Below are 23,655 nucleotides of genomic sequence, written 5' to 3'. Positions count from 1 at the left end.
TTATCCTTGATCCCGGACTTATTTCGTCGCCGCGTAGAGCGCGGCCAATTCGGTGGCGCGGGCACGCAGGCCCTGCGGGGCGGTGGTGTCGTCTGACAGTTCCTTGAACAAGGCGGCAGCACCGGCATTGTCACCGGCGCGCGCGGCCAACAGGCCCGACGCCTCGGTCGCCGATGCCTTCCAGGCACTGCCCGGCTTCAGCAACGGGTCCAGCCGGCCGCGCAGCGCCGCGGCATCGCCCGTATCCAGCTGCAGCTGCACCGACAGCAGGGTGGCCAGGTCACGCAACATCGGATCGGCGGCGCCATTACCGGCCACCTGATCATACAGTTTCACGCCTTCGTCACGCTGCCCGTCGCGGGCGCGCAGCCCCGCCTCGTACAAGCGGGCAAGGTCGGCATGCCCCTCGCCCAGCTTGGCGGAAGCGGCGGCCAGCGCGTCGGCAGCGGCCCTGGTGTCGGGCTGCGTGTTCTCGTCGGCGGGGCGCAGCTTGGCCAGCGCGTCGGACAGGACGGCCGTGCGCTCCTCCATGCGGGTGGTGCGCCAATGCTTCCAGCCGACATTGCCGGCCGTGGCCGCCACCACCAGGACAGCGGCCGCGATGACCAGGCCGCCATACCGCTTCCAGAACGTCATGATCTGGTCGCGGCGCAGATCCTCGTCAACTTCACGAAAGATATCGGACATGCATCACCCTCGGCTGTTCGCCGAACCGAATGAATAAAGGGCGGCGATAGCAGACCCCCCGTTCCGGGTCAAGGCGGACGGCCCCGTTCCGGCAAGGCGGCTGCCCCCGCTGTTCCCCCCCTTGCACGCCCGGCAGGGGCGGAACAAGCGGTGGTCGCCACGACACAATACGCTGCTTTCTGGCAATTGCGGGGCAAAAAGCTGGGGGCGGCACGAAGCCGCCCCCCATACACCCTGGAAACCGATATGCTGGAACGGTCATGCCAACAGCGTGCGTTTCCGACTCACGCCGCTGGCGCCCGACATGGGGAAGACCATCACGCCGTCGTCACCACTTCCACCGCGGGCAGATCCAGCCAGTCGGCCGCCACCATGGCCTGGGTGCGGTTGCGCACGCCCAGCGCCTTGAAGATCGCGGTGATATGGATCTTTACCGTGCCGACCGTCAGGTCCAACATGTCGGCGATTTCCTGGTTGTTCCGGCCATTGCGGATCATGGCGAGGATCTCTCGCTGGCGCGGGGTCAGCTGCTTGCCCGCATCCTCGCGGAAGAAGCCGGCCGGCACGGGGCCGGCCACCGTCATCAGCGGTTCCCCGCCAGGCCGCATGGCCACCACGGGCGGCACGAAGACGCCGCCATCGCGTACGACCTCCAGCGCGCTGGGCAACTCCTCCCCCACGTCGCCGCGGCGGACATAGGCGCGGGCACCCTCTCCCAGGGCCGCACGCATCCGGTCGGGATCATTGCCACCCACGGCGATCAACGGCACCGACGGGCAGCGCTGCACGAATTCCTTGATGGCACCGCGTACTGCCATGGTGGTGGACACCATGCCGACCAGCATCTCCTGGGGGTAGCGTTCGGCCAGCCGTGCCAGATCGGCCAGATCGGCAACCTCATCAACCGGATCGTCCAGCCCGGCGCGGCGCACCAGCTGCCGCACACGGGTTACAAAAGCGGCTTCATGATCGATCAGTATCAGACGCATTTTCCACGGCCTCTACGCTTTCCCGCAACCTGTCATGGGTGTTTGGGTGCAGAATTTCCCTACCGTACATGAATTCTCTGCTTCCTACAATTTTATGCAGCAACCGCTGCGAAAAATTGCATGAAGGCGGGAAATCCCTGTCGACCCTCAAGCAGCGGCAGGCTTCCAGGACATAATCCATACCACTACCAATATGGTGTGGCGAGCCTGTGCCGAAAAGACGGCGCCGATACTTACTGATCAAGCACTTAAATCGAGCTTCCACCCGATCCGTCGCGCTACAACAACTTCCCGTCAAAAATTAGGAAGTTATTAACATTTCCCTAAGTGCCCACGTACGATACTCAACTTATATCAAATTTCTAAAAATGTAATACCGATGTAACGCGCTATCCCTCCGGATAGCGATGGAGCACCCCCGTGCCCACCGCATAAGAGCGGGTATGGTTAAAGGTTTTTGTGCCATAAACATACTTCTATATGCAATCGCGGTTCGATTGCGCTTGTCATATGCACATAAGAAGAACGCCGCCCTGGCGGGCCCAGGGCAGCGCTCATGCCGCAGTCAGGCGGTTCCGGTTCAAGCCGAAGCGGCGCCGGCCGCTTCGGGGGTGTCGCTGTTCGCGGCCGAAGCACCTTCATTATGGCCGAGGCCATTATTCATGGCCCAGATGGCGGCCTGGGTCCGGTTCACGGCATTGATTTTACGCAACAGGCTTTTCAGGTGGACCTTCACGGTGGCCTCTGTGATGCCCAGAGAGCCTGCGATGATCTTGTTGCTGTCGCCGTCGATCAGGCAGCGAAGGATTTGTGTCTCGCGTTGGGACAGACCCTTGCGCAGGGCCGTTATCTCCGTGGCGTGCTGGGGCTGTACCTGACCGGTGACCAGCAGTTCGGCCAGATGGGTGGGAAACACCTTCTCCCCCATCATCACCAGGCGCAGAGACTGAGCCAGCGCATCGGCCGACATGTCTTTCATCAGATAGCCGGAGACCCCGGCCTCCAGCGCCTGGGTCAGACGCCGCGCATCCAGTCCGCCCGTCAGGATAACGATGGGGGCATCCGGCCGCTGCTGGCGCAACTGGCTGACACGCGCCAGCGCCCCCATATCCTCGCCCGGGTCGACCAGAAGCAGTTCGGCCGGTACCGAGCTGTCGGCCATCGCTTCATCCACGCTGGCATACTCGGCCGTTACCTGGAACGGCACGTCGAGCAGCAGGCGGCTCAGCCCTTCCCGAAACAGCTTGTTCGCGTCGATCAAAATCACGGTCCGTATGCTCATGGCGTTCGCTCCTACCCGGCCGGTGGATGGCGCCCCCCAATCCTTGCGGATAGCGATGGAAGGCGAGAAGCACCGGCATCTTCAGTCCATATAGACTTTATCCCTCTCCGTTGGCGTTCAACACCCCTCTAACGCAGTATTTTGTGAATACTTTCGGCCTATGCCAGTAAACAAGCCATGAAATGGACAGAATTGGGCCGTGACATCGCCGCATAGGCTTTAAGCAATAGCCATATTCATGGGCATGTGGATCAGGACATGTCCCCGCCGTTTACCCAATTCATGTTCTGGATTAGATCGAATATGTATTTAATTTCGGCTAATGTCATTAGCGCCTTCAGTCCAGGGACGAAGGGCACCAAGACAACGTAGTCATGCGGACATTGCAGGTCGCCATGAACATCCGCGCATGACTGATGTTGCGCCGCAACACGGATCGACAGCGGCCATCCTGTGGATGAATGATAATTCATATTCATTTGGAAGGGTTTATCTGCGGGACGTCGCGATGGCGCAGACCGCTTGGGCTTTTCAAGGGTGGCCGCACACTGTCCACCGGTGGCACCGGAAACGGCAACAGCCCCGCTATGAGGGCTGTTTTGTGCTTGCCTTGGCAAGCCGTCCGCGCCATATTGTGCATCGCAGCACGTTGTGCTGCTTGCCCTTATCGGGCGTTTCCTCCCTAAACTCAGGCCGCTCATGTAGCGGCCTTTCTTTTTGGCCGCTCGGTAAGCGCGGAAGCGACCCTTGTTGAAACAAGTGAAGCGTTCCTGCCCGGTGGAAGACTATTTCTTTCAAATCGCGCCCTGGGTCAAGCCATTTTCTTCCGACCCCTTAAAAAAGTCTTAAACGGCGGCAATCGGGCCGATATTGCCGGCCGATAGATCGTCCCAGGCTGCCTCAGCCGGCCAACCCCTCCAGAATCGGACAATGCGGGCGCTCGTCGCCGTGGCAACGGTCGGCCAGATCGGTCAGGGTGGCGCGCATGGCCTGCAATTCAACGATCTTGCGGTCCAGCGCAGCGATATGGGCCAGGGCCAGCTTCTTCACCTCGCACGATGACCGGCCCCGGTCGGCCCATAGAAGCAGCAGCGCGTCCAGGTCATCCAGCGAGAAGCCCAGGTCGCGGGCATGCCGGATGAACCGCAGGGTATGGATGTCCGCGTCCTGATAGACGCGGTACCCGGCCGCCGTCCGCAGGGCGGGCTGGATCAGGCCGATGCTTTCATAATGCCGGATCATCTTGGCCGACACGCCCGTGGCCGCCGCCGCCTCACCGATATTCACGCCCACCCCCCATTGCTGGTCACGCACCGAAGATGGGGCTGACTCAGGCAAAAAAGAACCCCGTCACCAGGGGTGACGGGGTTGTTCAGGTGGGAACTTCTGGGAGGGAAACAACAGAAGATGTTGCTGAAGGCAGTTATAGAGGCGAAGGAGTTATGGATTGGTTAATCGCCTGCCTCTTTGTTGCGCATCTGCACTGCGCTTATGGATAGGTCCCCGCCCCATCTTCCCCCACCCTGTCCGATGCGCTATCACCGCCACCCCAGATCCCGCATCCAAGGTCGCCTTCCATGCTGTCCATCGCCCAGAAGATCGCAAGCGAACTCTCCGTCCGCCCCGCCCAGGTGGAGGCGGCGGTGGGCCTGCTGGATGAGGGTTCCACGGTCCCCTTCATCGCCCGCTACCGCAAGGAGGTGACGGGCGGCCTGGACGATACCCAGCTGCGCAATCTGGAAGAACGGCTGCGCTACCTGCGGGAGATGGAGGAGCGGCGGGCCACCATCGTCGCCAGCATCACCGAACAGGGCAAGATGACGCCCGAACTGCAAAAGCAGATCATGCAAGCCGACACCAAGACGCGGCTGGAAGATCTCTACCTCCCCTACCGCCCCAAGCGCCGCACCAAGGCGATGATCGCGCGTGAGGCGGGGCTGGAGCCGCTGGCCGACCGCCTGCTCTCCACCCCCACCCTGTCACCGGAAACCGAGGCTGCCGGCTTCGTCTCTGCCGACAAGGGCGTGGCCGATATGAAGGCCGCGTTGGAGGGCGCGCGGTCGATCCTGGTGGAACGGATGGGCGAGGATGCCACCCTGGTCGGCCGCCTGCGCGACTTCGCCCAATCCCAGGGGCGTGTCGTGTCGGGTCTTGTCGATGGCAAGGCGGAAGAAGGGGCGAAGTTCAGCGACTATTTCGATTTCAGCGAGCCGCTGGGCAAGATGCCGTCGCACCGCGCCCTGGCCCTGTTTCGCGGCCGTGCGGCCGGGGTGCTGGATCTGAAGCTGGCCGTGGGGGACGAGCCGCCGCCGGGCAGCCCGCATCCGGCCGAAGGGCTGATCGCCGCTGCCTTCCACATCCAGGAAAGGGGCCGACCGACCGACCGCTGGCTGGCCGAATGCTGCCGCTGGGCCTGGAAGACCAAGATCGCCCTGCATATCGAACTGGACCTGATGAATGTCCTGCGCGAGAAGGCGGAGGATGAGGCCATCCATGTCTTCGGCCGCAACCTGAAGGATCTGCTGCTGGCCCCGCCCGCCGGCCAGCGCGCCACCCTGGGCCTGGACCCTGGCATCCGCACCGGCGTGAAGGTGGCGGTGGTCGATGCCACCGGCAAGCTGCTGGATACCGGCGTCATCTATCCGCATGAACCGCGCAAGGATTGGCAGGGATCGCTGGCCACGCTGGCGGCCTTGGTCAAGCGCCATGACGTCGACCTGATCGCCATCGGCAATGGCACCGCCAGCCGGGAGACCGACAAGCTGGCCGCCGACCTGATCGCGCTGCTGGGCGATCAGCGCCTCACCAAGGTGATGGTGTCGGAGGCCGGCGCATCGGTCTATTCCGCCTCGGAAGTCGCCGCCCTGGAGTTCCCCAAGCTGGACGTGACCCTGCGCGGGGCCATCTCCATCGCCCGGCGTTTGCAGGACCCGCTGGCCGAACTGGTGAAGATCGATCCGAAATCCATCGGCGTCGGCCAGTACCAGCATGATGTCAGCCCCGCCAAGCTGTCGCGCGCCCTGGATGCGGTGGTCGAGGATTGCGTGAACGGCGTCGGCGTGGACCTGAACACCGCCTCCGTCCCCCTGCTGGCCCGCGTCTCCGGCCTGTCTGAAACCGTGGCCAAGAATGTCATCGCCTTTCGCGATGAAAAGGGCGCCTTCCGCTCGCGCCGGCAATTGCTGGACGTGCCGCGCCTGGGGCCTAAGGCGTTTGAGCAGGCGGCGGGCTTCCTGCGCATCCGTGATGGGGAGAACCCGCTGGATGGCTCCTCGGTCCACCCGGAAGCCTATCCGGTCGTCGAACGCATCCTGAAGAAGACCGGGCGTCCCTTGGCCAAGCTGATCGGCGACGTGGCCTTCCTGCAATCACTCGACCCCGCCGATTTCACCGATGAGAAGTTCGGCATCCCCACCGTTACCGACATCCTGAAGGAACTGGAAAAGCCCGGCCGCGACCCCCGCCCGGAATTCAAGACCGCCGCCTTCAAGGAAGGGGTGGAGGAGCTGAAGGATTTGCAGCTCGGCATGGTGCTGGAAGGCGTAGTGACCAACGTCACCGCCTTCGGCGCCTTCGTCGATGTCGGCGTGCATCAGGACGGCCTGGTGCATATCAGCCAGCTGTCCCATAGCTTCGTGAAGGACCCGCATGCGGTAGTGAAGGCCGGCGACATCGTCAAGGTCAAGGTCATGGAAGTGGATTTGAAGCGCAAGCGCGTGGCCCTGACCATGAAACTGGACGAACGCCCCGCCCCCGCCCGGCCGGCGGCACCGGGTAGTGACCGTCGCGACGACCGCCGCGGCCCGCCACCGAACCGGCAGCAGCAGGGGCAGCGCCCGCCGCAGCAAAATAACCCGCCGCCCAAGAAGCCAGCCCCGGCGGCGGAGGACAACGCGTTTGCGGCAGCCTTCGCGGCGGCCAAGGCGAAGGGCAAGCGGTAGGGGGCATCCCGCCCATTACCGTCATCCCGGCGAAAGCCGGGACCCAGGGGCCACAAGAGCGACGGTTAAGCCGCGTCGATCAACGCTGGCCGACAGGTCGGGCTCGCTGCCCCTGGGTCCCGGCTTTCGCCGGGATGACGGGGGAGGGATTGTCAGTTGCTTCCCTCTACGGTGGAATCACCCACAAAAAGCCCCAATTCCTCGGTCAATTTCCCCCGTCCAACCATAGGGACGTTAGGGAGAACGGGGGACATCTTGGGATTACGGCGTCGTCTCGCACCGATCACCGGTGCGCTGCTTCTGTCTGCCTGCGCCAGCAATCCGCCGCTACCGGCAACTCCGCCTGTCCCACCCGTCAGCATCGGCGGCGGTTCCGGCAGCCAGTTCGGCAATTACGAGAATTATGAGACGGGCCAGACCCATCCCGGCCCCGACGGCCCCTGCCCCATCTTCGCCTGGGACCGGCCGATCAGCGGCGGACGCGTCATCCGCTATCTCTCCGCATCTTGCCGCGTTCCCGGCGGCATCCGTATTCTCGACCTGGGCCGCCGGATCGTGACGATGGACCAAAGCCCGCTGGGCACCGCGCAATGAAAAAGGCCGGCCCCACCGGACCGGCCCTTCCCAATCTCAACCCACTGAAAACTCAGTACGTCGTACGGCCACCGGAAATGTCGAAGGTCGATGCGGTGGTGAAGCTGCATTCGGCGCTGGCCATCCAGCTGATCATGGCCGCAACCTCATGCACCTCGCCCAGGCGCCCGGCGGGGATCTTGGACAGCATGTAGTCGACCTGGCTCTGCGGCAGCTGCTCCAGGATCGGGCTCTTGAAGGTGGCCGGCGTCAGGGCGTTGACGCGGATGCCGGTCTTGGCCAGTTCCTTGCCCAGCGACTTGGTCAGGCCGATCACGCCGGCCTTTGACGCCGAATAGGCCGACGCATTGGGGTTACCTTCCTTGCCGGCCACCGAGGAGACATTGACAATGCGGCCGTAATCATTCTTCAGCATGTGCGGGACGACCGCACGGCAGCAATAGAACAGGCCGTTCAGGTTGATGTCGATGACCCGGCGCCAGCTGTCCAGCGGGAATTCATGCACGGGGACGGTCGCACCCGTGATGCCGGCACTGGCCACCAGCACATCGATGCGGCCGAACTTTTCCGCAACGGACGCCGCTGCCGCGGTCACCGCGTCAGCATCCGTCACGTCCAGCGCGATGGCATCCACAGCACCGGTGTCGGCCTTGGCCTCGGCCAGGGCGGCTTCGTTCATGTCCCAGAGGACGACCTTGGCGCCTTCCTGCGTCAGGCGGGCCGCAACCTCGCGGCCCACGCCCGACGCGCCACCGGTGATCACGGCGACCTGGCCCTTGAAGCGATCTGCATAGACGGTCATGCAACACCTTCCTGGGTCCAGGCGATGACGTTCTGCTGCTGCACGCCCAGCTTCTCGATGCCCAGACGGATGGTATCGCCGGCCTTCAGGTACTTGGGCTCCGGCTTCTGGCCCAGGCCCACGCCCGGCGGGGTGCCGGTGGTGATCAGGTCGCCCGGCTCCAGGGTGATGAACTGGCTGATATAGGCGACCAGCTGACGGCAGGTGAAGATCATCGTCTTGCTATTGCCGTTCTGGTAGCGGTGGCCATTGACCTCCAGCCACATATCCAGGGCCTGGGCATCGCCAACCTCGTCGGAGGTCACGACCCAGGGGCCGACCGGGCCGAACGTGTCGCAGCCCTTGCCCTTGTCCCAGGTGCCGCCGCGTTCCGTCTGGAACTCACGCTCCGACACGTCGTTGATCAGGACATAGCCTGCGACATGGTCCAGCGCGTTCTCTTCCGACACATAGCGGGCGCGGCTACCGATGACGATGCCCAGCTCCACTTCCCAGTCGGTCTTCACCGAACCCTTGGGGATCATCACCGGGTCGTTGGGGCCGGTCAGGCAAGAGACGGCCTTGGTGAACAGCACCGGTTCCGCCGGGATCGGCAGGTTGGACTCCGCCGCATGGTCGGCGAAGTTCAGGCCGACGGCGATGAACTTGCGCACGCCGTTGATCGGCACGCCGTAGCGGGGCGAACCCTCGACCGCCGGCAGGCTGGCCGGATCGATGGCGGCGATCCTGGCCAGACCGGCCGGACCCAGCACGTCCGGGGTGATGTCACTGATATGGGCGGACAGGTCGCGGATGGTGCCCGTGGCATCCATCAGGCCCGGCTTTTCCTGGCCCTTGGGGCCATAGCGCAGCAGCTTCATGATTTGTGGCTTTCGTGATCGGAAATGATTGGGAGATTACTTACCCGCACCGACATAAGGACGGTGCAGGGCGACCTCGCGGTTCAGCTCCACGCCGAAGCCCGGCTTGTCGGACAGTTTCAGCTTGCCATTGACGGGCACCGGCTCACCCAGCAGTTGGGGATGGAACATCGGCACGACCTTGTCGGCCTTGGGCGCCATCATCAGGAATTCGGCAAACGGGCTGTTATGCCGGGTGATGACGAAATGGTACGAGTACACGGACGACCCGTGCGGGATGACCATGATGCCACGGCTGTCGGCCATGTTGGCGATCTTGGTAAGCTCGGTCACGCCGCCGCACCAGCCCACGTCCGGCTGGATGATGTCGCAGCAATCCATCTCCATCAGCATGCGGAAGCCCCAGCGGGTGGCCTCATGCTCGCCCGTCGTCACCAGCATGCCGGTGGGGGCCTTCTTCTTCAGCTCGGCATAGCCCCAGTAATCGTCGGGCGACAGCGCCTCTTCGATCCATTTCAGGCCATATTCATGCGCCTTGTGGGCCAGCTTGGTGGCGTAGTTCAGGTCCAGCGACATCCAGCAATCATACATCAGCCAGAAATCGTCGCCCACCCGCTCGCGCATGGTGGCCAGTTCCTCGATATTCTTGCGCAGGCCTTCCTCGCCCTCGGCCGGGCCATGATGCAGGGGCATCTTGCCGCCGATGAAGCCCATCTGCTTGGCCAGATCCGGGCGCGCGCCGGTGGCGTAGAAGGTCAGCTCGTCGCGGACAGCACCGCCCAGCAGGTGATAGACAGGCTCCTGACGCAGCTTGCCCAGCAGGTCCCACAGCGCCAGGTCAACGCCGGAGATGGCGTTCACCACAAGGCCCTTGCGGCCGTAATATTGGGAGCCGAAATACATCTGGTCCCAGATCTTCTCCACCTCGACCGGCGAGCGGCCGATCAGGAAGCGGGAGAAATGCTTTTCCACCAGATAGCAGGCGGGCTCGCCGCCCGTGGTGACCGCGAAGCCGATGGTGCCGTCCGCCGCCTCGATCTCCACCACCAGCGTGCCCAGCACGTTGATGCCGAAGCTCTGCCGGCTTTGCCGGTATTCGGGATAGCGGGACATAGGCGTGGCGATATGGTCGTCGATCCAGTGGCCGTCGCCCTGGTCGTGATAATCGGCACCACCGCCGCGCACCACATAGGCGCGGACATCGCGGATAACGGGGAAAGCCATGGTGTTTTCACACTCCCTGAAGGGGCACGGCGCAGAGGCGCTGAGGCACCCGCCATGTTCTCAATTGTGGGACACAGTTTTATAAAATGGGACAAGCACTGTCAACAGCAGCGGCCTTGTCCCCAGGTTGGATCAGGCTTGCCATCCATTTTGGTTTATGAGACACCATTCCGCAATATGAGATTTGGAGGAAAGCCATGCGTTTGCTAGAGGGCAAGACCGTTCTGATCACCGGCGCGTCGCGCGGCATCGGTGCGGCTGTGGCCGTTGAATGCGCCCGTCACGGCGCCAATGTCGCCATCAACTACGCCTCCTCCCCTGCATCGGCCGAGGACGTGGTGGCGCAGATCGAAGCTTTGGGACAGAAGGCCATCGCCGTGAAGGGTGATGTGTCCGACCATACGGCCGCACCGGAATTCGTGAAGGCCGCCGTGGACGCCTTCGGCGGCGTGGACGTGTTCGTCTCCAACGCCGGCATCTGCCCGTTCCATTCCTTCCTGGACATGCCGGTCGATGTCGTGGACCGCACCATCAAGGTGAACCTGAACGGCGCCTACTACATGACCCAGGCGGCGGCCAACCGCATGAAGGATCAGGGCCGCGGCGGTGCGATCATCGCCATCTCGTCGATCTCCGCTCTCGTCGGCGGCGGCATGCAGACCCATTACACGCCCACCAAAGCCGGTGTGCATTCGCTGATGCAGAGCTGCGCCATCGCGCTGGGCCCCTATGGCATCCGCTGCAACTCGCTGCTGCCGGGCACCATCCTGACCGACATCAACAAGGATGACCTGGCCGATACCGCCAAGCGCACCTATATGGAAGGCCGCATCCCGCTGGGCCGCCTGGGCCAGCCGGAGGATATGGGCGGGCCGGTGGTGTTCCTGGCCTCTGACCTGGCACGCTATGTCACCGGAGCCGCCCTGCTGGTCGATGGCGGCGCGTTCGTGAATTTGCAGTAAGGGGGATGCGGGGAAATCTCCCCCGCATCGCTATATCCCACCGTCACCCCGGCGAAAGCCGGGGTGACGGTAGAGAAGGCTGCCGCGAGTGTGCGCAGAACTTGCCCTACCGCCGGCCCGTGGCCCCGCTCCAGCCCATGCCCCGGCTGATGGCGCGGGCGGTGTCCTTGACGGTGGAGATGAGGTCCTGCATGCGGTCGTCGCTCATATACTGGGCGGCGCTGGACAGGCTGATGGCGGCGATGATCTTGCCGTTGGCACCCCGGATGGGTGCCGCGACACAGCGGATGCGGTCCTCATTCTCCTCCAGGTCGAAGGCATAGCCGCCATTGGCGTAATTGCGCATGCGTTGCACCCAGACGGGCCAGTCGCTCTCGGCGTAGCGCTTGTCGTGGAAGCTGCGCCAGCGCGCCTCCGCCTCGTCCAGGATCAGGGCTTTGCCCAGACCGGTCGACGCGATGGGATGGCGCTCGCCCACCCGCGACCCGATCTCGATCCGCCGGCGGCCGGGGATCTTGTCCAGGTACAGCGCCTCGTCCCCGTCCAGGATACCCAGATGCACCGTATCGTCGGTGGCGGCGGCCAGATCCTCGATATGCGGGCGGGCGACACGGGGAATGTCCATCTGCCGCTGCGCCAGATAGCCCAGCTCCAGCAGCTTCGGGCCCAACTGGTACCCCTCGCGCGGAGTCAAGATCAGGAAATCACGCTCCACCAGGGCCGCGGCCAGCCGATGGGTGGTGCTGCGCGTCAGGTCCAGGCGCTGGGCCAGCTTGGCCAGACTGATCGGCCCATCGGCAACCGCCTCCAGCACGTCCAGCCCGCGCAGCAGCGTCTGGCTGCCGCTGGGGGTGGCCTTGGGCGTGGCCTCGTCTTCATGGTCGGCGGTAGGGCTGCTCATCTGCTCGTGTCACTCTCTCATTTTGCGGAACAACATCCCATAATCAAGCCGAAACGGCAAGGTACGGGACATGTCAACGCTGTCGGAGCGGGTTGGAAATCTGTGGAAAACAAGGAACTTAGAGGGATGTCGTTTCAAATCCCCCTTTCCATCACGGCTTTGCCAGTTCCACCGCATAGACATGCACGTCGCCATGCATGTTGGAGCGGAAGACAATCCATTTACCGTCGGGCGTGAAGGTGATGTTGGGCTCCAGCCGGTAATCATGATCCTTCATGTTGACCAGTTTCTCCGATCGCAGCACACCCGGCCGGATCAGTGCGTCGGCATCGGGGGCATGGATGCCGGCCACGTCGGGGATGCCTTCGGGCCGGAACAGGTATATCCATTTGCCGTCCTTGGCCCTGGCCACCATCTCCGCGTCGCCGCCATCGCCCGCGAACAGCGTGCCATCGCGCGCGACGTTGAAATGCACCGACCATTCGTCACGGGTCAGGTGGAACCAGGTGCGCTTGCCCGTGGCAATCTCATAGCCGGCCAGCCAGAAATCCTCCCCGCGCGGGGTTTGCAGGTCGTACCAGATGGTCTTACCGTCGGCGCTGAAGAATTCATGTCCCGCGATTTCCATGTTCATGGTGCGGGTATGGACCTTGGTCAGGCCGGTGCCATCGGTACGGATAGTCCAGATCCGGTCCACCCGATGCCACGGCCCCTCATGGCAGAACATGATCAGGCCGGGATCGGTGGGGGAGAATTGCAGATGGTTCAGCCAGTCGGTGGCCTTGTGGACGCTGCGCTGGGCCCCGGTCTTCAGGTCGATGGTGAATATCTCCATCGGCACCCGCGCCTCCAGCCGGTTATACAGCCGGACCTCCTTGGCGTCGGCATAGGTCATCGGCTTGCCGTCGGGGCCCAGATGCTCATAGTGGTTGTCAAACCGGGTGTTCTTGGGATCGGCTGCCCCCGGCTGCAACTCGAACTTCCGTTCCGCCAGCACGCCCAGCAGCAGGGTTTCATCGGCATTGATGCTGCCGATCTGGCCCTTCTTCACACTGGCGACCTTGGTCACCTTGCCATTGGCCGGGTCGGCGGCGAAGACATCCACCCCGTCTTCTTCCGCCACCTGCGGCTTTCGCGTGAAGAATACGCGGCCGGTCTTCGGCCCTGTGAACAGCAGGTTCAGGTCGGCCCCCGATACCAGCCGCGTCTGCTTGCGCGTGGCCAGTTCGATTGTGTCGATGCCATCGGGATGGGTGACGATTAGTTTCTTCCCATCGGGCGTATAGCCGTTCTGGTGGAAATACAGGCTGCGCGTGCCGGCTTGCGTGGACAGGCGGACGACACGGTGGCCTGTATCCTTGTCCACCCATTCGCGCGGTGCCTCTGCCGCCGATACCGACAGCCCGGCCAGCAGCGCCAGCGCCAGAAGACCCAGACGTCCGATCATCACAGAACCTCCCCCGTCAGGCCGGTCACACCCTGGCAGACCAGGGCCTGGGTGCCGGCCGCATTCTTCGTTTCAACCTGGCTGAAATGCACACCATCGACATGCTCCAGCCGGATGGCCGGCCGCCCGTCGGGCAGCGCCGCCGACAGAAGCACCCGTTCCACCCGCACATCCGCCGCATGGCGCACAAACAGGCCCCAGGCCGGCAGCGGGCCGAACATGCTGGGCTCCGGATAGGCATCGGCCTTCAACGGCACCGGCCCCTCCAGCGCCGGCAACCCACCGCGATAGGTGATGTCGATGTCCGACAGTTCCACATCCTCCACCGGCGATCCCGGCTGCCCGGCGATGATGCTGGCAAAGCGCGGGTCCACATCGATGGCGGTGACCCGGTGGATGCGCACGCCCTTCACGCGGCTGGGTTTCGCGCCTTCCGGCGCCCGCATGCGCGCGCCGGCATAGATGAACAGAGCGGCCGTGGTGACCTCCCGCATGGTGATGTCGCTGATGCGCACATCCTCCAGCATCCCGCCATCCACGGTTTCCAGCGCCAGCCCGCGCGAGCGTTCGAACAGGCAGTCGGTGATCTCGATATCCCGGAAATCGCCGTTGCTCTCTGTACCCAGCTTGATGCGGCCCGTCATGCCGTCCTGGTCAGGCGCCTTCTCCTGTGTCCGCCCAAAGCTTCCGTCCAGCATCGTGCCGGGATCGAAGCCGCTGACATGGCAATCATGGATGCGCACATGCTCGGTATGCCGCACCTCACCCAAGGCCAGCGAGGCTTTCAGCACGATGGCATCGTCATTGGGCGTGTTGATGCGGCAATGGCCGACCGTGGCATGGCGCACGCAATCCAGGTCGATGCCGTCGCGGTCGGTATCGATGCGCAGGCGCTGTATGTCCAGATGATCGACGCCGGTGGCCAGGATGGCGAAATGCCCGCCCCTGGCGATGGTGAAGTCGCTGAGGCTGACGCGGGTGCAGTTCTTCAGGCCGATGGCCTTGTTGCCCTGCCCCTGCATGGCGACCTCCGCCGGGTCCTCCGCCGCCAGTTCCGCCGCACTCATCCCCGCCATGCTTTCGGGGAAATAGCCCTTGCGCTGGGCCCATTTCGCACCGGGCCCCTTGGACGTCAGCCCGTGGCCATCGATCAGACCCGGCCCGGTGATGGCAATATCGCTCAGCCCATCGCCCCAGATCAGGCTGTTGCGCCAATGCGAATGGCCGAAATCCTGATAGATGTCGTGCGGGTTGGCGTCGGGCAGATCATAGGCGCCCAGCACCCCCGGCACCGCCGCCCGGATCATCGCCCCCGCCGCCAGATGCAGGCGGACATGCGACGCCAGCCGGATGGTGAAGCACAGCCACACGCCGTCCGGCACGATCACCGTGCCGCCGCCCGCCGCTGCCGCCGCCAGGATGGCGCGGTTGATGGCGGGGCTGTCGATGGTCACGCCATCGCCGACCGCCCCGAAGGCGCGGATGTCAAACCCATCGGTCACGGCGCCACCAGCTTCACATCGACGCGCGATTCCCGGTCGGCCGTCAGCCAGCCATCCTTGACGCCCAGTTCCGCCACCTGGATCACCGACCGGCGCTGCCAGGTGGGATCATTCTTGGCTTCCGGCTCCCCGCCCTGCTGCACGAAATAGAACAGGAAGGCGCGGCCGCCGCTGACCACGACATCGGGATGCCCGCCCTTGGCCCGGTCGGTCAGCGCTGTACCCGGCTCCTTCAGCAAATTATAGGGCTGATGCTCCCAGCGGGTCAGGTCCCTGGAACGATAGACGCCCAACCCGTCCCAGGCATCCATGATCAGCCAGTACCAGCCCTGCCATTCGATGATCTGTGGCCCTTCGCCCCGCGTCTTCACCGCCACACCGCCATGGGTCCAGGTCTTCAGGTCCTGGCTGTCGGCATAATGGGTCGCGGACCCGTCACGTTCATCCTTGTACCAGAGGCGCCAGCCGCCGCCCGGCAGCGGATGCACCGCGGCATCGATCACCCGGTCCGATCCCAGATCGACCTTGCCGGCGAAATCCCAGACCTTCAGGTCGCGGCTGGTCAGGCGCACGATCTCTCGGGCTGCGTTCCAATCCTTGAACACGCCTGGCACGATGGTCAGGAACATGTGCCATTGCCCATCGATATACTCGACGTTCGGCGCCCAATAGGTGATGTCGTCGCCCTGGCCATAGCGGATGTCAGCGATGCCGTCATAGGTCCATGTATTGCCGCCATCCTTGGACACCGCCCGGCCGATGCGGGTGCCATGCACCCATTCCACGCCCTCGGCACCCTGCATGCTGGCGCGGCGGTTGGTATAGAACATCACCCATTGCTGACCTGACGGGTCATAGACCAGGGAGGCATCGGCCGCCCCGTCGAAAACCGGGTCGCGGAACAGCGGCTTGGGCGCGTCGGCCAGGGCCGGCAGCATGAGGGACGCCGCCAGCAGGGCGGCGGCGAACAGCCTACGCAAAGCCATGGGTGCGGCTCCATTCGATGAACAGGGTGGGCCAGGCTGCCACGGGGGCGGCCTTGGCGCTGCGCAGGCCGAAGCCATGGCCACCGACCTCGAACAGGTGCATGGCCACCTTGGCCTTCTGCGCCCGCAAGGCCGCATAGATCAGCAGGGCATTCTCCACCGGCACGGCCCCATCATCGGCGGCATGGGTGATGAAGGTGGGTGGGGCGTCGGCGGGCACGCCGATCTCCGCCGAAAACTCCGCGATGCGGGCCTCGCTCGGGTTCTCCCCCAGCATCTGCTTGGCTGACCCGCCATGGGTCAGGCCGGGCTTCATGGTGATGACGGGATAGCCCAGGGCCGCGATATCCGGCCGGGCCGACAGCTGGTCCGCCGTATCCACCGGTTGATAGGTCTGCTTGCCATACCGCGTGGCTGCCATGGCCGCCAGATGCCCGCCGGCGGAGAACCCCATCACCCCCACCCGGTTGGCATCGAAACCATAACGCCCGGCCTGCGACCGGATCACCCGGATGGCGCGCTGCGCATCCTGCAGGGGGGCATCCGGTCCCGCCGCCCATCCATCGGCCGGCAGCCGGTACAGCAGCACATAGACGGTGACACCTGCCCCGGCCAGCCATTGCGCGATGTCATACCCTTCCTTGCCCACCACCACCCGCTGATACCCGCCGCCGGGGATGATCAGCATGGCCGCACCATTGGGCTTTTCCGGGCGGAACAGGGTCAGGTTGGGCTGGGTGACATTCAGGATCGCCACATCCTTGAAGCGCGGATCGTCCGACCGTACGATCTCCGACTGGGTGACCGTCACCTTGTCCCCGCCCGGCGGCTTGCCCGGCCAGAGCGGCAGGACGTGTCCCGCCACGTCGGCGGCGCGGGCACCGGTGGCCACACCCGCCACCAGGGCGGTCGCGGCGGCGGCGGTGAAAAGCTGACGGCGGTCCATGGTCACTCCCTGTGGTGTTTTCTGTTCAATTTCCCCGCGGCGTCACATCCGACCGCATTGGGCTTTCCGGCAGCACCAGCGCATCCGGCCCCGGCGGATGCTTGGGATCGAACGGCGCCAGGCCGGCAATGATATGAGATTTCAGCGCCAGGTCGGTCGCGGCGATCCCGGCCACCACGGCGCGGGCCATCAGCCAGGCGCCGTAATTATTGTGGTGGGTGGCATCCTTGCCGTCATTGCTGAAGGCACGCGGGCTGATTTCCGGTCCCAGCGCCTCATAGATATCCTTGGACAGGACGTTCAGATCGACCAGCGCCACGCCATCCTCCGCCGCCACCCGGCGCACGGCGTCGGGATAATCGCCATGGCTGTTGGTGATGCACCCGGCCGCATCGAAGGTGCGGCGATGGGGTGAGGTCACCAGCACCGGCGTGGCCCCCCGCCGCCGCGCCTCGGCAATGAACACGCGCAGATAGGCGGGATATGTCGTCGCCGCATCGACATAGGTCTGCGGCCAGGCGATCTTGCTGTCATTATGGCCAAACTGGATGAACAGAGTGTCGCCCGCCTTCATCCGGCTCAACACCTTGTCCAGCCGCAGCCCGGTGATGAAGCTCTTCATCGTCTCGCCGGACTCCGCATGGTTGGCCACGGCGATGTCGGGCGTCAGAAAACTGGTGAACATCTGGCCCCAGCTAGCACCCGGCTCCGACGGCTGGTCGGTCACCGTACTGTCACCGGCCAGATAGATCGTGGGCACATCCACGCTTTCCACCGACAGCGCGGCCAGACGCGGGGCCTTGTCACCAAATTCCAGGGTCAGTTTGTCATCCCAGTGCAGCGTGCCCTGCTCGCGCTCATTGATGCGCACGGACGTGCCGCCCGGCGCGTGCTGGCGCGGCGGCGGCAGGGACGTGTCGCGGACATTGACGATGAAGGACCGCGTCTCAAACCGGCCCTTACGTGTCTCGATCCCCTGCAGCATCAGCCGCCGGCTTTCTGCCTTCACGCTGGTGCGCGACTTTTGCTTGGCATCGCCCAAGGTCACCGTGACCCGGTAATTGCCCTCCGGTACCTTCAGCGAAAACAGGAACGGCTTGTCCCCGTCCGGCAGATAGCCCGGTTCGAACCCGTATCCCCGGGCGGGGTCATAGGTCTGATCGGCGGCGACGGGGACGCCTTCCCCCTTGCCGGTGAAGCGGAAATCCCAGCGTTCGGCATGGGCGGGCATGGCGATGGCTGATAAAGCGAACATCAGAATGAACACTCCCAACGCCTTCCCGGCGAAAGCCGGGACCCAGGGGCCACGCGCCCGACCCTTCCGCCGCGTCGATCCCGACAGCCGCGAGATTTGATCCTGCGGCCCCTGGGTCCCGGCTTTCGCCGGGAAGGCGGGTTGAGAATATTCCCCCATCATTTCCCCCCATAGCGCCGTGACAGGCCGCGATAGGTCTCCAGCAACCCATTCGCCTCATACCGCCCGCCCTTGCCATGGCGCTTAGGCCCCGGCGGCGGCGCTGCCATGCCGGGCTGCACGGCGCCCGGCGCTTCAGCCGAATTGACGCCCTGCGACAGCAGGTTGGGCTTGGCCCCGCCGCCGGCATTCCTACCATCCAGGTCGAACACAGCCTCCTGATGGCGCGTCGGTTCCCAGATGAAGGTGCCCCAGCCGCGCTTGCCCGGCGCATGGAACACCAGATCGTTCAGATATTCCTTGCGGCCGGAATATTCGACGGCGCAGAAGCCCAACCTGGGATAGCGCTTCACAAACTCTGTAAAGGTCCGCTCCCAATCGCCCTCCGCCAGTTGCTGATAGCAGGAGAAACCGACCAGATCGAATTCCACCCCGCGCGCCAGCAGCGCGTCGGTCCATTCCCGCACGATCACCCAATGCCGGCCCAGATGATTGTGCAGCATGATGCTGGCATCGGGCAGCACCGCGCGCGTGGCCTTGATCCCGGCCTTCAGCAAGGTGGCGAACTGGTCATAGCCGCCGATACCTTCGGGCTTCAGATGCACCGCATCGGTGGCGGGGTTGCCGGTGCCCACCCGCAGGGCCACGCGGCCGTCGGGCCACAGCATGCCGAACGTCACTTCGTTGCCGACATGCACCATGTCGGGCGCCACGCCGGCCGCCTTCATGGCGGTGAGGCTGTCGCGCGTATGGGCCTCCACCGCCTTCACCAGATCGGGGAAGGACAGGTCCTTCCAGGCGGCGGGCTTGTCCTGATGCTGCGGGTCGGCCCAGGTGTCGGAATAATGGAAGGTCAGGGCGATCTTCATCCCCGCCGCCTTCACCCGCTTGGCAAGGCGGATGGTCTGTACCAGCCCGCACCAGGGATCATCCTTCTTGCCCGCCGAGTACCCGTTCTCCGGGTTCACGAACAGGCGCAGGCGAACCCAGTTGAACCCGGCCCCGGTCAGGATCGTGAAGATGTCCTGCCGCTTGCCGTCCAGCCAATATTCCGCCCCCGCCGCCTCATCCTCCGGGATCCAGGAGATGTCGGCACCCAGGATGAAATCGCCCTTCCGTTCCGGCCCCACCGCCGCACCGGCCGGCATGGCGAACCACGCCCCGGCCGCTAGCGCGGTAAGCCCCAGTTCCCGCCGCGTCAGACCCTTCACAGGGTCACCGCCAGGCGATAGACCCGGGCGGCATTGCCGGCGAAGAGGGCGCGGCGCTCCCCATCGGTGAGATCGGCCGTAATGGCGTCATAGGCCGCGTAATGCACCGCGAACCCGCCATACAGCTTGTCGACGGGGAAGTTGCTGGCGAACATGGCGCGGTCGGTGCCGAACGCGTCGATGGCGCGCCGCACGAAGGGCCGCAAACTGTCCAATGTCCATTGCCGGTCGATCATCGCCAAGCCGGAGATTTTGATGAACACGTTGGGCTGCGCTGCCAGCAGCGCCAGACCCCGGCGCCACAGGGCCAGGCCATCGGCATCCTGATCCGTCGGCATGCCGGCATGGTTCAAGATGACCGGGATATCCGGATGCCGCGCCGCCAAGTCGGCCGCGACCGCCATCTGCGAGGGGTAGATCTGCAAATCGAAGGACAGGCCATACTTGGCCAGCAGCGCATAGCCCTTCTGCCAGTCCGCATCGCCGATCACATCGCGGGCGGAATATGTCCTGGCCGGATCGCTGTGCCAGTTGATGATATGGCGGATGCCGCGCACCGCGCCGTGTGCAGCATGGTCCGCCAGCAGCCTTTCCACATCCGGATCGTTCAGGGCAGCGAAGGCGACCAGCGCCATGGGCAGCCGCCCCTCATCCGCCACGCCCTGCAGCCATTGCGTCTCCGCCAGCGAATGGGCGGTGCTGGCCCCGGCCTCCACATGCACCACGCCACGCACATCATAGCCTTCCGTGTCGGCCAGATAGTCCGACAGGCCATAGGGCTTGGCGATGGGCTCGACATTGCCAGCGGCATTGGCCGGCAGCGGCCGGTCCATCAGCCAGGAATAATGCTGGCGGGTGAAATCCCACAGATGCATGTGGGGATCGACGATGGGCAGGCTGGTCATGGACGTCTCCCGGAATGCGGTTCTTTGGCTTACCGTTCCCGCTGCCTCTTCGTCATCCCGGCGAAAGCCGGGACCCAGGGGCCACAAGGAAAACCTTTACGCTGCTTCACTCAATGCTGCCGACGGGTCGGGCGCTTGGCCCCTGGGTCCCGGCTTTCGCCGGGATGACGGGGGAGTAGAATTCACCGCCCCCAAAGCCGCTCATACTTCCAGCCTGTCAGGTCCTCCAGGATGGCGCGGCGCTCCGGCGTCGTCTCATGCTGGCCCTCCTTGAAGCGGGCGATCTCCTCCATCAGGATCACGTGGCGCGGGCCGTCCAGGCGAAAACGGCGGGACACGGCGAAGCCGGCCAGCAGCACGCCGATGGTGCCGATGCCCATCACGGCCAGGATGGTGGTGATGGCCTGCTCGCTCTGCACCGGGGCCTTGGGCAGGAAGCCGCCGGCCTCCAGGATCAGGCCGACGCCCATGACGGCTGCCGCCTGCGTGGCCTTGCGGATGAAGGTCATGACGCCGGCGAAAATGCCCTCGCGCCGCTTGGCCGTCACCACCTCGTCCACATCGGCCATGTAATTATAGGTGTTCCAGGGGATGTAGTTCAAACCGCCCCGGCCCAGGCCCGACAGGATGATGGGCACGAACAGCCACAGATGCAGATTGTCGGGCCGGAAGAAATGGATCGACAGGAAACCGACCACGCCCAGAATATAGAAGCACACGGCCAGCCGGTATGAGGGCGCGGGGTGGAAGCGCAGGCAGAGCTGGATGAACAGGGCCACGGAGAACAGCTGGGCGATATACATGCTGCCCAGCAGGCTCGACGCTTCCGCCACCGATCCCATCAGCACGAAGACGATGAAATAGGTAAAGACGGCGTTGAACACGTCCTGGCTGATATAACCGCCCAGATACATGCCCAGATGCAGGCGGAAGGCCCGGATCTTCAGGGTGGAGAACAGGTTGGCGTAGAGCTTCCTGAAACTGTCGCCCAGGCTCATTTCCGGCTCGCCGGCGCGCAGCTGCTCCACTTCCTCCACTGACCGCTCATAGGTGAAGGCCCAGGTGAAGGCCAGCACGATGGCGAACGCCACCGCGAAGATCACGCCCATGATGAAGAAAGTTTCCGCACTGTCCTTGCCACCCACCCAGCCGACGATGGCGGCGGGCAGGAAACCGGCGGCGATGGCGGAGCTTTGCGCGAACAGGATGCGGATGCCGGCCAGCTTGGCCTTGATCTTGTAATCCTTGGTCATTTCAGCGGCCAAGGTCTCGTACGGGATCAGGACGATGGCATAGACCGTCTCGAACAGCACGTATGTGGCCAGATAATACCAGAACCCCTGCCCGCTGACCCACATCAGGGCAAATGACGGCACCAGCGGGATGCAGATCATCAGGAAGAAGCGGCGCCGGCCGAAGCGGCGGCCTAGACGCGTGCGGTAGAAATTGTCGGACAGGTGGCCGACGATGGGGCTGACAATGGCATCCAGCAGGCGGGCGATGGCGAAGATCGCCGCGGCCTGCGTCGCCGACAGCCCGCAGAAGGTCGTATAGAAGAACAGGATCCAGCCGCTGATCACGGCCATCGATCCCGCGCCCAGGATGTCGTTGGCGCCATAGGCCAGGTAGTTGATGGGTTTGACGCTACGCTGGCTCATGGACGTTTCCCTGGGGTTATTTGTTTATATTGCAATTCCTTCATCGCCTTCCCGGCGAAGGCCTGGAAGGCGAAAAGAAAGTCGCGTCAAATGAACCGACGCAGCATCTCCGTCAGGCAAACGATGGCCAGCGACTGGCCATAGGGCATGGAGGTGATCTTGACGTCGCGGTAATATTGCAGGTCGCTGCCCAGCGCCGTGCCGAACGACACTTCCTGCAACTCGCCATCCGGCGCGATCTTGCCCAGCACGGCATGCACGGCCTTGATGGCCATCGGCTCATATTCCGCACTGATATAGCGCTTGCGCACCGCCTTCATGATGCCATAGGCGAAACCGGCGGCGGCCGAGCTTTCCAGATACGAGGTCGGGTCGTTGATCAGCGTGTGCCAGCGGCCATCGTCGGTCTGGTACTTGGCCAACGCCTTGACCTGGTTTTCCAGCGTATCGATCAGGAAGGTGCGCAGCGGGTCGCCCGGCTTCAGGTCCAGCAGTTCGATGAATTCCGGAATGGCGATGGTGACCCAGCAATTGCCGCGCGCCCACAGCGCGTTGGCGAAGTTGTGGCGGCCATCGAAGGTCCAGCCGTGGAACCACAGGCCGGTCTTGGTGTCGAACAGATACTTGATATGGATGAGGAACTGGCGCTTGGCCTCCTCCACATATTCCGGGCGGCCCAGCAGCAGGCCGATCTTGGCCAGCGGCAGCACGCTCATCATCAGCGTGTCGTCCCACAGCTGCTGCGGGTTCTCCGAATTGAACACGATATGCTGGAACCCGCCCTCTTCCGTCTTGGGCAAGCCATGCATGACCCATTCGGCCCAGGTGTCCAGGTACGGGATATAGGTCTGGTTGCCCGTCTTCTCATAGAGATAGGCCAGCGTCAGGAACGGGCTGACGGTGTTGATGTTCTTGGTCGGCGTGCCGGCGGCGAAACGGTCGCGGAACCAGTCCAGCATGATCTGGAAGGCGCGCTCGTTGTTCGTCTGCTCGTAATATTTCCACATGCCGTACAGGCCGATGCCGTGGGTCCATTCCCAATCGTTCCAGCCTTTGGTGTCGATGACGCGGCCATCATCCAGCCGCAGCAGGAATTCACCGGTCTGATCCTTGATATCGACCAGATTGCTGATCAGCAGGTCGATGGTCCGGGTGATGTCTGCGGCCTGCAGGCCATGGGCGAGGTTGGGCATGGGGATGGTCTTTCCTGGGTACGAAATCGGTCGAAAGGTTGCTTCTGGGTTTCCGCCCCCTCCCCCGCTTTCCCGGCGAAAGCCGGGACCCAGGGGCCAGAGGGGCTACGGATTGGTTTATGCGGATGAAGGATGGCTGAAAGGTCGGGCA

General features: G+C 64.1%; 21 protein-coding genes. 3 read left to right on the top strand and 18 right to left on the bottom strand.

The features are described 5' to 3' along the window. Positions 1–18: 18 nt before the first annotated feature. From AC1Q7F_RS13535 to cueR, 5 genes are all read right to left on the bottom strand, one after another. A complete protein-coding gene (locus tag AC1Q7F_RS13535) occupies positions 19–687 on the bottom strand; it encodes a tetratricopeptide repeat protein (protein ID WP_492507619.1) in 669 nt (222 codons plus the stop codon). A gap of 317 nt (positions 688–1,004) precedes the next feature. Continuing rightward, positions 1,005–1,676 carry a response regulator transcription factor gene (locus tag AC1Q7F_RS13530; protein ID WP_492507617.1) on the bottom strand — a complete coding sequence of 224 codons (672 nt, stop codon included), beginning with the start codon at positions 1,674–1,676 and terminating at the stop codon, positions 1,005–1,007. Positions 1,677–2,256: 580 nt separating this feature from the next. Continuing rightward, entirely contained in the window at positions 2,257–2,958 is a 702-nt protein-coding gene (locus tag AC1Q7F_RS13525; protein WP_492507615.1) for a LuxR C-terminal-related transcriptional regulator, read from the bottom strand. 251 nt (positions 2,959–3,209) lie between these two features. Next, positions 3,210–3,659, bottom strand: coding sequence for a hypothetical protein (locus AC1Q7F_RS13520; protein WP_492507613.1), 450 nt, complete (start codon positions 3,657–3,659; stop codon positions 3,210–3,212). 199 nt (positions 3,660–3,858) lie between these two features. Next, entirely contained in the window at positions 3,859–4,245 is a 387-nt protein-coding gene (cueR, locus tag AC1Q7F_RS13515; protein WP_492507611.1) for a Cu(I)-responsive transcriptional regulator, read from the bottom strand. Positions 4,246–4,535: 290 nt separating this feature from the next. Here cueR and AC1Q7F_RS13510 point away from each other — a divergent pair, with 290 nt between their 5' ends. Further along, positions 4,536–6,899, top strand: coding sequence for a Tex family protein (locus tag AC1Q7F_RS13510; RefSeq protein ID WP_492507609.1), 2,364 nt, complete (start codon positions 4,536–4,538; stop codon positions 6,897–6,899). Between the two features lie 255 nt (positions 6,900–7,154). Then, the gene (locus AC1Q7F_RS13505) at positions 7,155–7,493 is read left to right on the top strand and encodes a hypothetical protein (protein ID WP_492507607.1); all 339 of its coding nucleotides are present in this window, start codon (positions 7,155–7,157) and stop codon (positions 7,491–7,493) included. Between the two features lie 52 nt (positions 7,494–7,545). Here the strand turns inward: AC1Q7F_RS13505 and AC1Q7F_RS13500 are convergent, their stop codons facing one another. From AC1Q7F_RS13500 to rhmD, 3 genes are read right to left on the bottom strand one after another with little or no spacing between them, the layout of a single operon-like run. After that, positions 7,546–8,295, bottom strand: coding sequence for an SDR family NAD(P)-dependent oxidoreductase (locus AC1Q7F_RS13500; RefSeq protein WP_492507605.1), 750 nt, complete (start codon positions 8,293–8,295; stop codon positions 7,546–7,548). Beyond that, the gene (locus AC1Q7F_RS13495; protein ID WP_492507603.1) at positions 8,292–9,155 is read right to left on the bottom strand and encodes a 2,4-didehydro-3-deoxy-L-rhamnonate hydrolase; all 864 of its coding nucleotides are present in this window, start codon (positions 9,153–9,155) and stop codon (positions 8,292–8,294) included. Before AC1Q7F_RS13495 ends, AC1Q7F_RS13500 begins: the two co-directional genes overlap by 4 nt. A gap of 36 nt (positions 9,156–9,191) precedes the next feature. Continuing rightward, a complete protein-coding gene (gene rhmD / locus AC1Q7F_RS13490; protein WP_492507601.1) occupies positions 9,192–10,379 on the bottom strand; it encodes an L-rhamnonate dehydratase in 1,188 nt (395 codons plus the stop codon). A gap of 197 nt (positions 10,380–10,576) precedes the next feature. On the opposite strand from rhmD, the gene lra1 reads away from it, so the two are divergent. After that, positions 10,577–11,341, top strand: coding sequence for an L-rhamnose 1-dehydrogenase Lra1 (lra1, locus tag AC1Q7F_RS13485; protein ID WP_492507599.1), 765 nt, complete (start codon positions 10,577–10,579; stop codon positions 11,339–11,341). 106 nt (positions 11,342–11,447) lie between these two features. On the opposite strand, the gene AC1Q7F_RS13480 is transcribed toward lra1, so the two are convergent. From AC1Q7F_RS13480 to bglB, 10 genes are all read right to left on the bottom strand, one after another. Further along, entirely contained in the window at positions 11,448–12,242 is a 795-nt protein-coding gene (locus AC1Q7F_RS13480; RefSeq protein ID WP_492507597.1) for an IclR family transcriptional regulator, read from the bottom strand. 151 nt (positions 12,243–12,393) lie between these two features. Next, complete coding sequence (locus tag AC1Q7F_RS13475) at positions 12,394–13,689, bottom strand: oligogalacturonate lyase family protein (RefSeq protein ID WP_492507595.1); 1,296 nt, start codon at positions 13,687–13,689, stop codon at positions 12,394–12,396. Beyond that, positions 13,689–15,191, bottom strand: coding sequence for a rhamnogalacturonidase (locus AC1Q7F_RS13470; protein ID WP_492507593.1), 1,503 nt, complete (start codon positions 15,189–15,191; stop codon positions 13,689–13,691). The genes AC1Q7F_RS13475 and AC1Q7F_RS13470 overlap by 1 nt, the downstream gene beginning before the upstream one ends. Continuing rightward, positions 15,188–16,177 carry a family 43 glycosylhydrolase gene (locus AC1Q7F_RS13465; RefSeq protein ID WP_492507591.1) on the bottom strand — a complete coding sequence of 330 codons (990 nt, stop codon included), beginning with the start codon at positions 16,175–16,177 and terminating at the stop codon, positions 15,188–15,190. The genes AC1Q7F_RS13470 and AC1Q7F_RS13465 overlap by 4 nt, the downstream gene beginning before the upstream one ends. Further along, a complete protein-coding gene (locus tag AC1Q7F_RS13460; protein WP_492507589.1) occupies positions 16,164–17,123 on the bottom strand; it encodes an alpha/beta hydrolase in 960 nt (319 codons plus the stop codon). Before AC1Q7F_RS13460 ends, AC1Q7F_RS13465 begins: the two co-directional genes overlap by 14 nt. A 25-nt stretch (positions 17,124–17,148) precedes the next feature. Further along, entirely contained in the window at positions 17,149–18,378 is a 1,230-nt protein-coding gene (locus AC1Q7F_RS13455) for a rhamnogalacturonan acetylesterase (protein ID WP_492507587.1), read from the bottom strand. 158 nt (positions 18,379–18,536) lie between these two features. Next, positions 18,537–19,748, bottom strand: a complete 1,212-nt coding sequence (locus AC1Q7F_RS13450; RefSeq protein WP_492507585.1) for a glycosyl hydrolase 53 family protein — start codon at positions 19,746–19,748, stop codon at positions 18,537–18,539. Continuing rightward, positions 19,745–20,653 carry an amidohydrolase family protein gene (locus AC1Q7F_RS13445; RefSeq protein ID WP_492507583.1) on the bottom strand — a complete coding sequence of 303 codons (909 nt, stop codon included), beginning with the start codon at positions 20,651–20,653 and terminating at the stop codon, positions 19,745–19,747. Before AC1Q7F_RS13445 ends, AC1Q7F_RS13450 begins: the two co-directional genes overlap by 4 nt. A gap of 182 nt (positions 20,654–20,835) precedes the next feature. Then, complete coding sequence (locus AC1Q7F_RS13440) at positions 20,836–22,311, bottom strand: MFS transporter (RefSeq protein WP_492507581.1); 1,476 nt, start codon at positions 22,309–22,311, stop codon at positions 20,836–20,838. An 86-nt stretch (positions 22,312–22,397) separates the two neighbouring features. Beyond that, positions 22,398–23,504: a beta-galactosidase BglB gene (bglB, locus tag AC1Q7F_RS13435; protein ID WP_492507579.1), complete on the bottom strand. Its 1,107-nt coding sequence runs from the start codon at positions 23,502–23,504 to the stop codon at positions 22,398–22,400. Positions 23,505–23,655: the final 151 nt, after the last annotated feature.

This window comes from Niveispirillum sp. GW835-FHT14G11, assembly GCF_058793615.1.
Note: the sequence above shows the minus strand (reverse complement) of the source record. Positions and strands in the feature narration are given on the sequence as shown.

Excerpts from the sequence above, each read along its gene's own strand:
- AC1Q7F_RS13510 (WP_492507609.1), top strand. The coding sequence starts at position 4,536 with ATGCTGTCCATCGCCCAGAAGATCGCAAGCGAACTCTCCGTCCGCCCC.
- AC1Q7F_RS13445 (WP_492507583.1), bottom strand. The coding sequence starts at position 20,653 with ATGACCAGCCTGCCCATCGTCGATCCCCACATGCATCTGTGGGATTTC.
- lra1 (WP_492507599.1), top strand. The coding sequence starts at position 10,577 with ATGCGTTTGCTAGAGGGCAAGACCGTTCTGATCACCGGCGCGTCGCGC.
- AC1Q7F_RS13535 (WP_492507619.1), bottom strand. The coding sequence starts at position 687 with ATGTCCGATATCTTTCGTGAAGTTGACGAGGATCTGCGCCGCGACCAG.
- AC1Q7F_RS13500 (WP_492507605.1), bottom strand. The coding sequence starts at position 8,295 with ATGACCGTCTATGCAGATCGCTTCAAGGGCCAGGTCGCCGTGATCACC.
- AC1Q7F_RS13525 (WP_492507615.1), bottom strand. The coding sequence starts at position 2,958 with ATGAGCATACGGACCGTGATTTTGATCGACGCGAACAAGCTGTTTCGG.
- AC1Q7F_RS13455 (WP_492507587.1), bottom strand. The coding sequence starts at position 18,378 with ATGTTCGCTTTATCAGCCATCGCCATGCCCGCCCATGCCGAACGCTGG.
- AC1Q7F_RS13440 (WP_492507581.1), bottom strand. The coding sequence starts at position 22,311 with ATGAGCCAGCGTAGCGTCAAACCCATCAACTACCTGGCCTATGGCGCC.
- AC1Q7F_RS13460 (WP_492507589.1), bottom strand. The coding sequence starts at position 17,123 with ATGGACCGCCGTCAGCTTTTCACCGCCGCCGCCGCGACCGCCCTGGTG.
- AC1Q7F_RS13465 (WP_492507591.1), bottom strand. The coding sequence starts at position 16,177 with ATGGCTTTGCGTAGGCTGTTCGCCGCCGCCCTGCTGGCGGCGTCCCTC.
- AC1Q7F_RS13520 (WP_492507613.1), bottom strand. The coding sequence starts at position 3,659 with ATGAGCGGCCTGAGTTTAGGGAGGAAACGCCCGATAAGGGCAAGCAGC.
- AC1Q7F_RS13475 (WP_492507595.1), bottom strand. The coding sequence starts at position 13,689 with ATGATCGGACGTCTGGGTCTTCTGGCGCTGGCGCTGCTGGCCGGGCTG.
- bglB (WP_492507579.1), bottom strand. The coding sequence starts at position 23,504 with ATGCCCAACCTCGCCCATGGCCTGCAGGCCGCAGACATCACCCGGACC.
- AC1Q7F_RS13480 (WP_492507597.1), bottom strand. The coding sequence starts at position 12,242 with ATGAGCAGCCCTACCGCCGACCATGAAGACGAGGCCACGCCCAAGGCC.
- AC1Q7F_RS13530 (WP_492507617.1), bottom strand. The coding sequence starts at position 1,676 with ATGCGTCTGATACTGATCGATCATGAAGCCGCTTTTGTAACCCGTGTG.
- rhmD (WP_492507601.1), bottom strand. The coding sequence starts at position 10,379 with ATGGCTTTCCCCGTTATCCGCGATGTCCGCGCCTATGTGGTGCGCGGC.
- AC1Q7F_RS13495 (WP_492507603.1), bottom strand. The coding sequence starts at position 9,155 with ATGAAGCTGCTGCGCTATGGCCCCAAGGGCCAGGAAAAGCCGGGCCTG.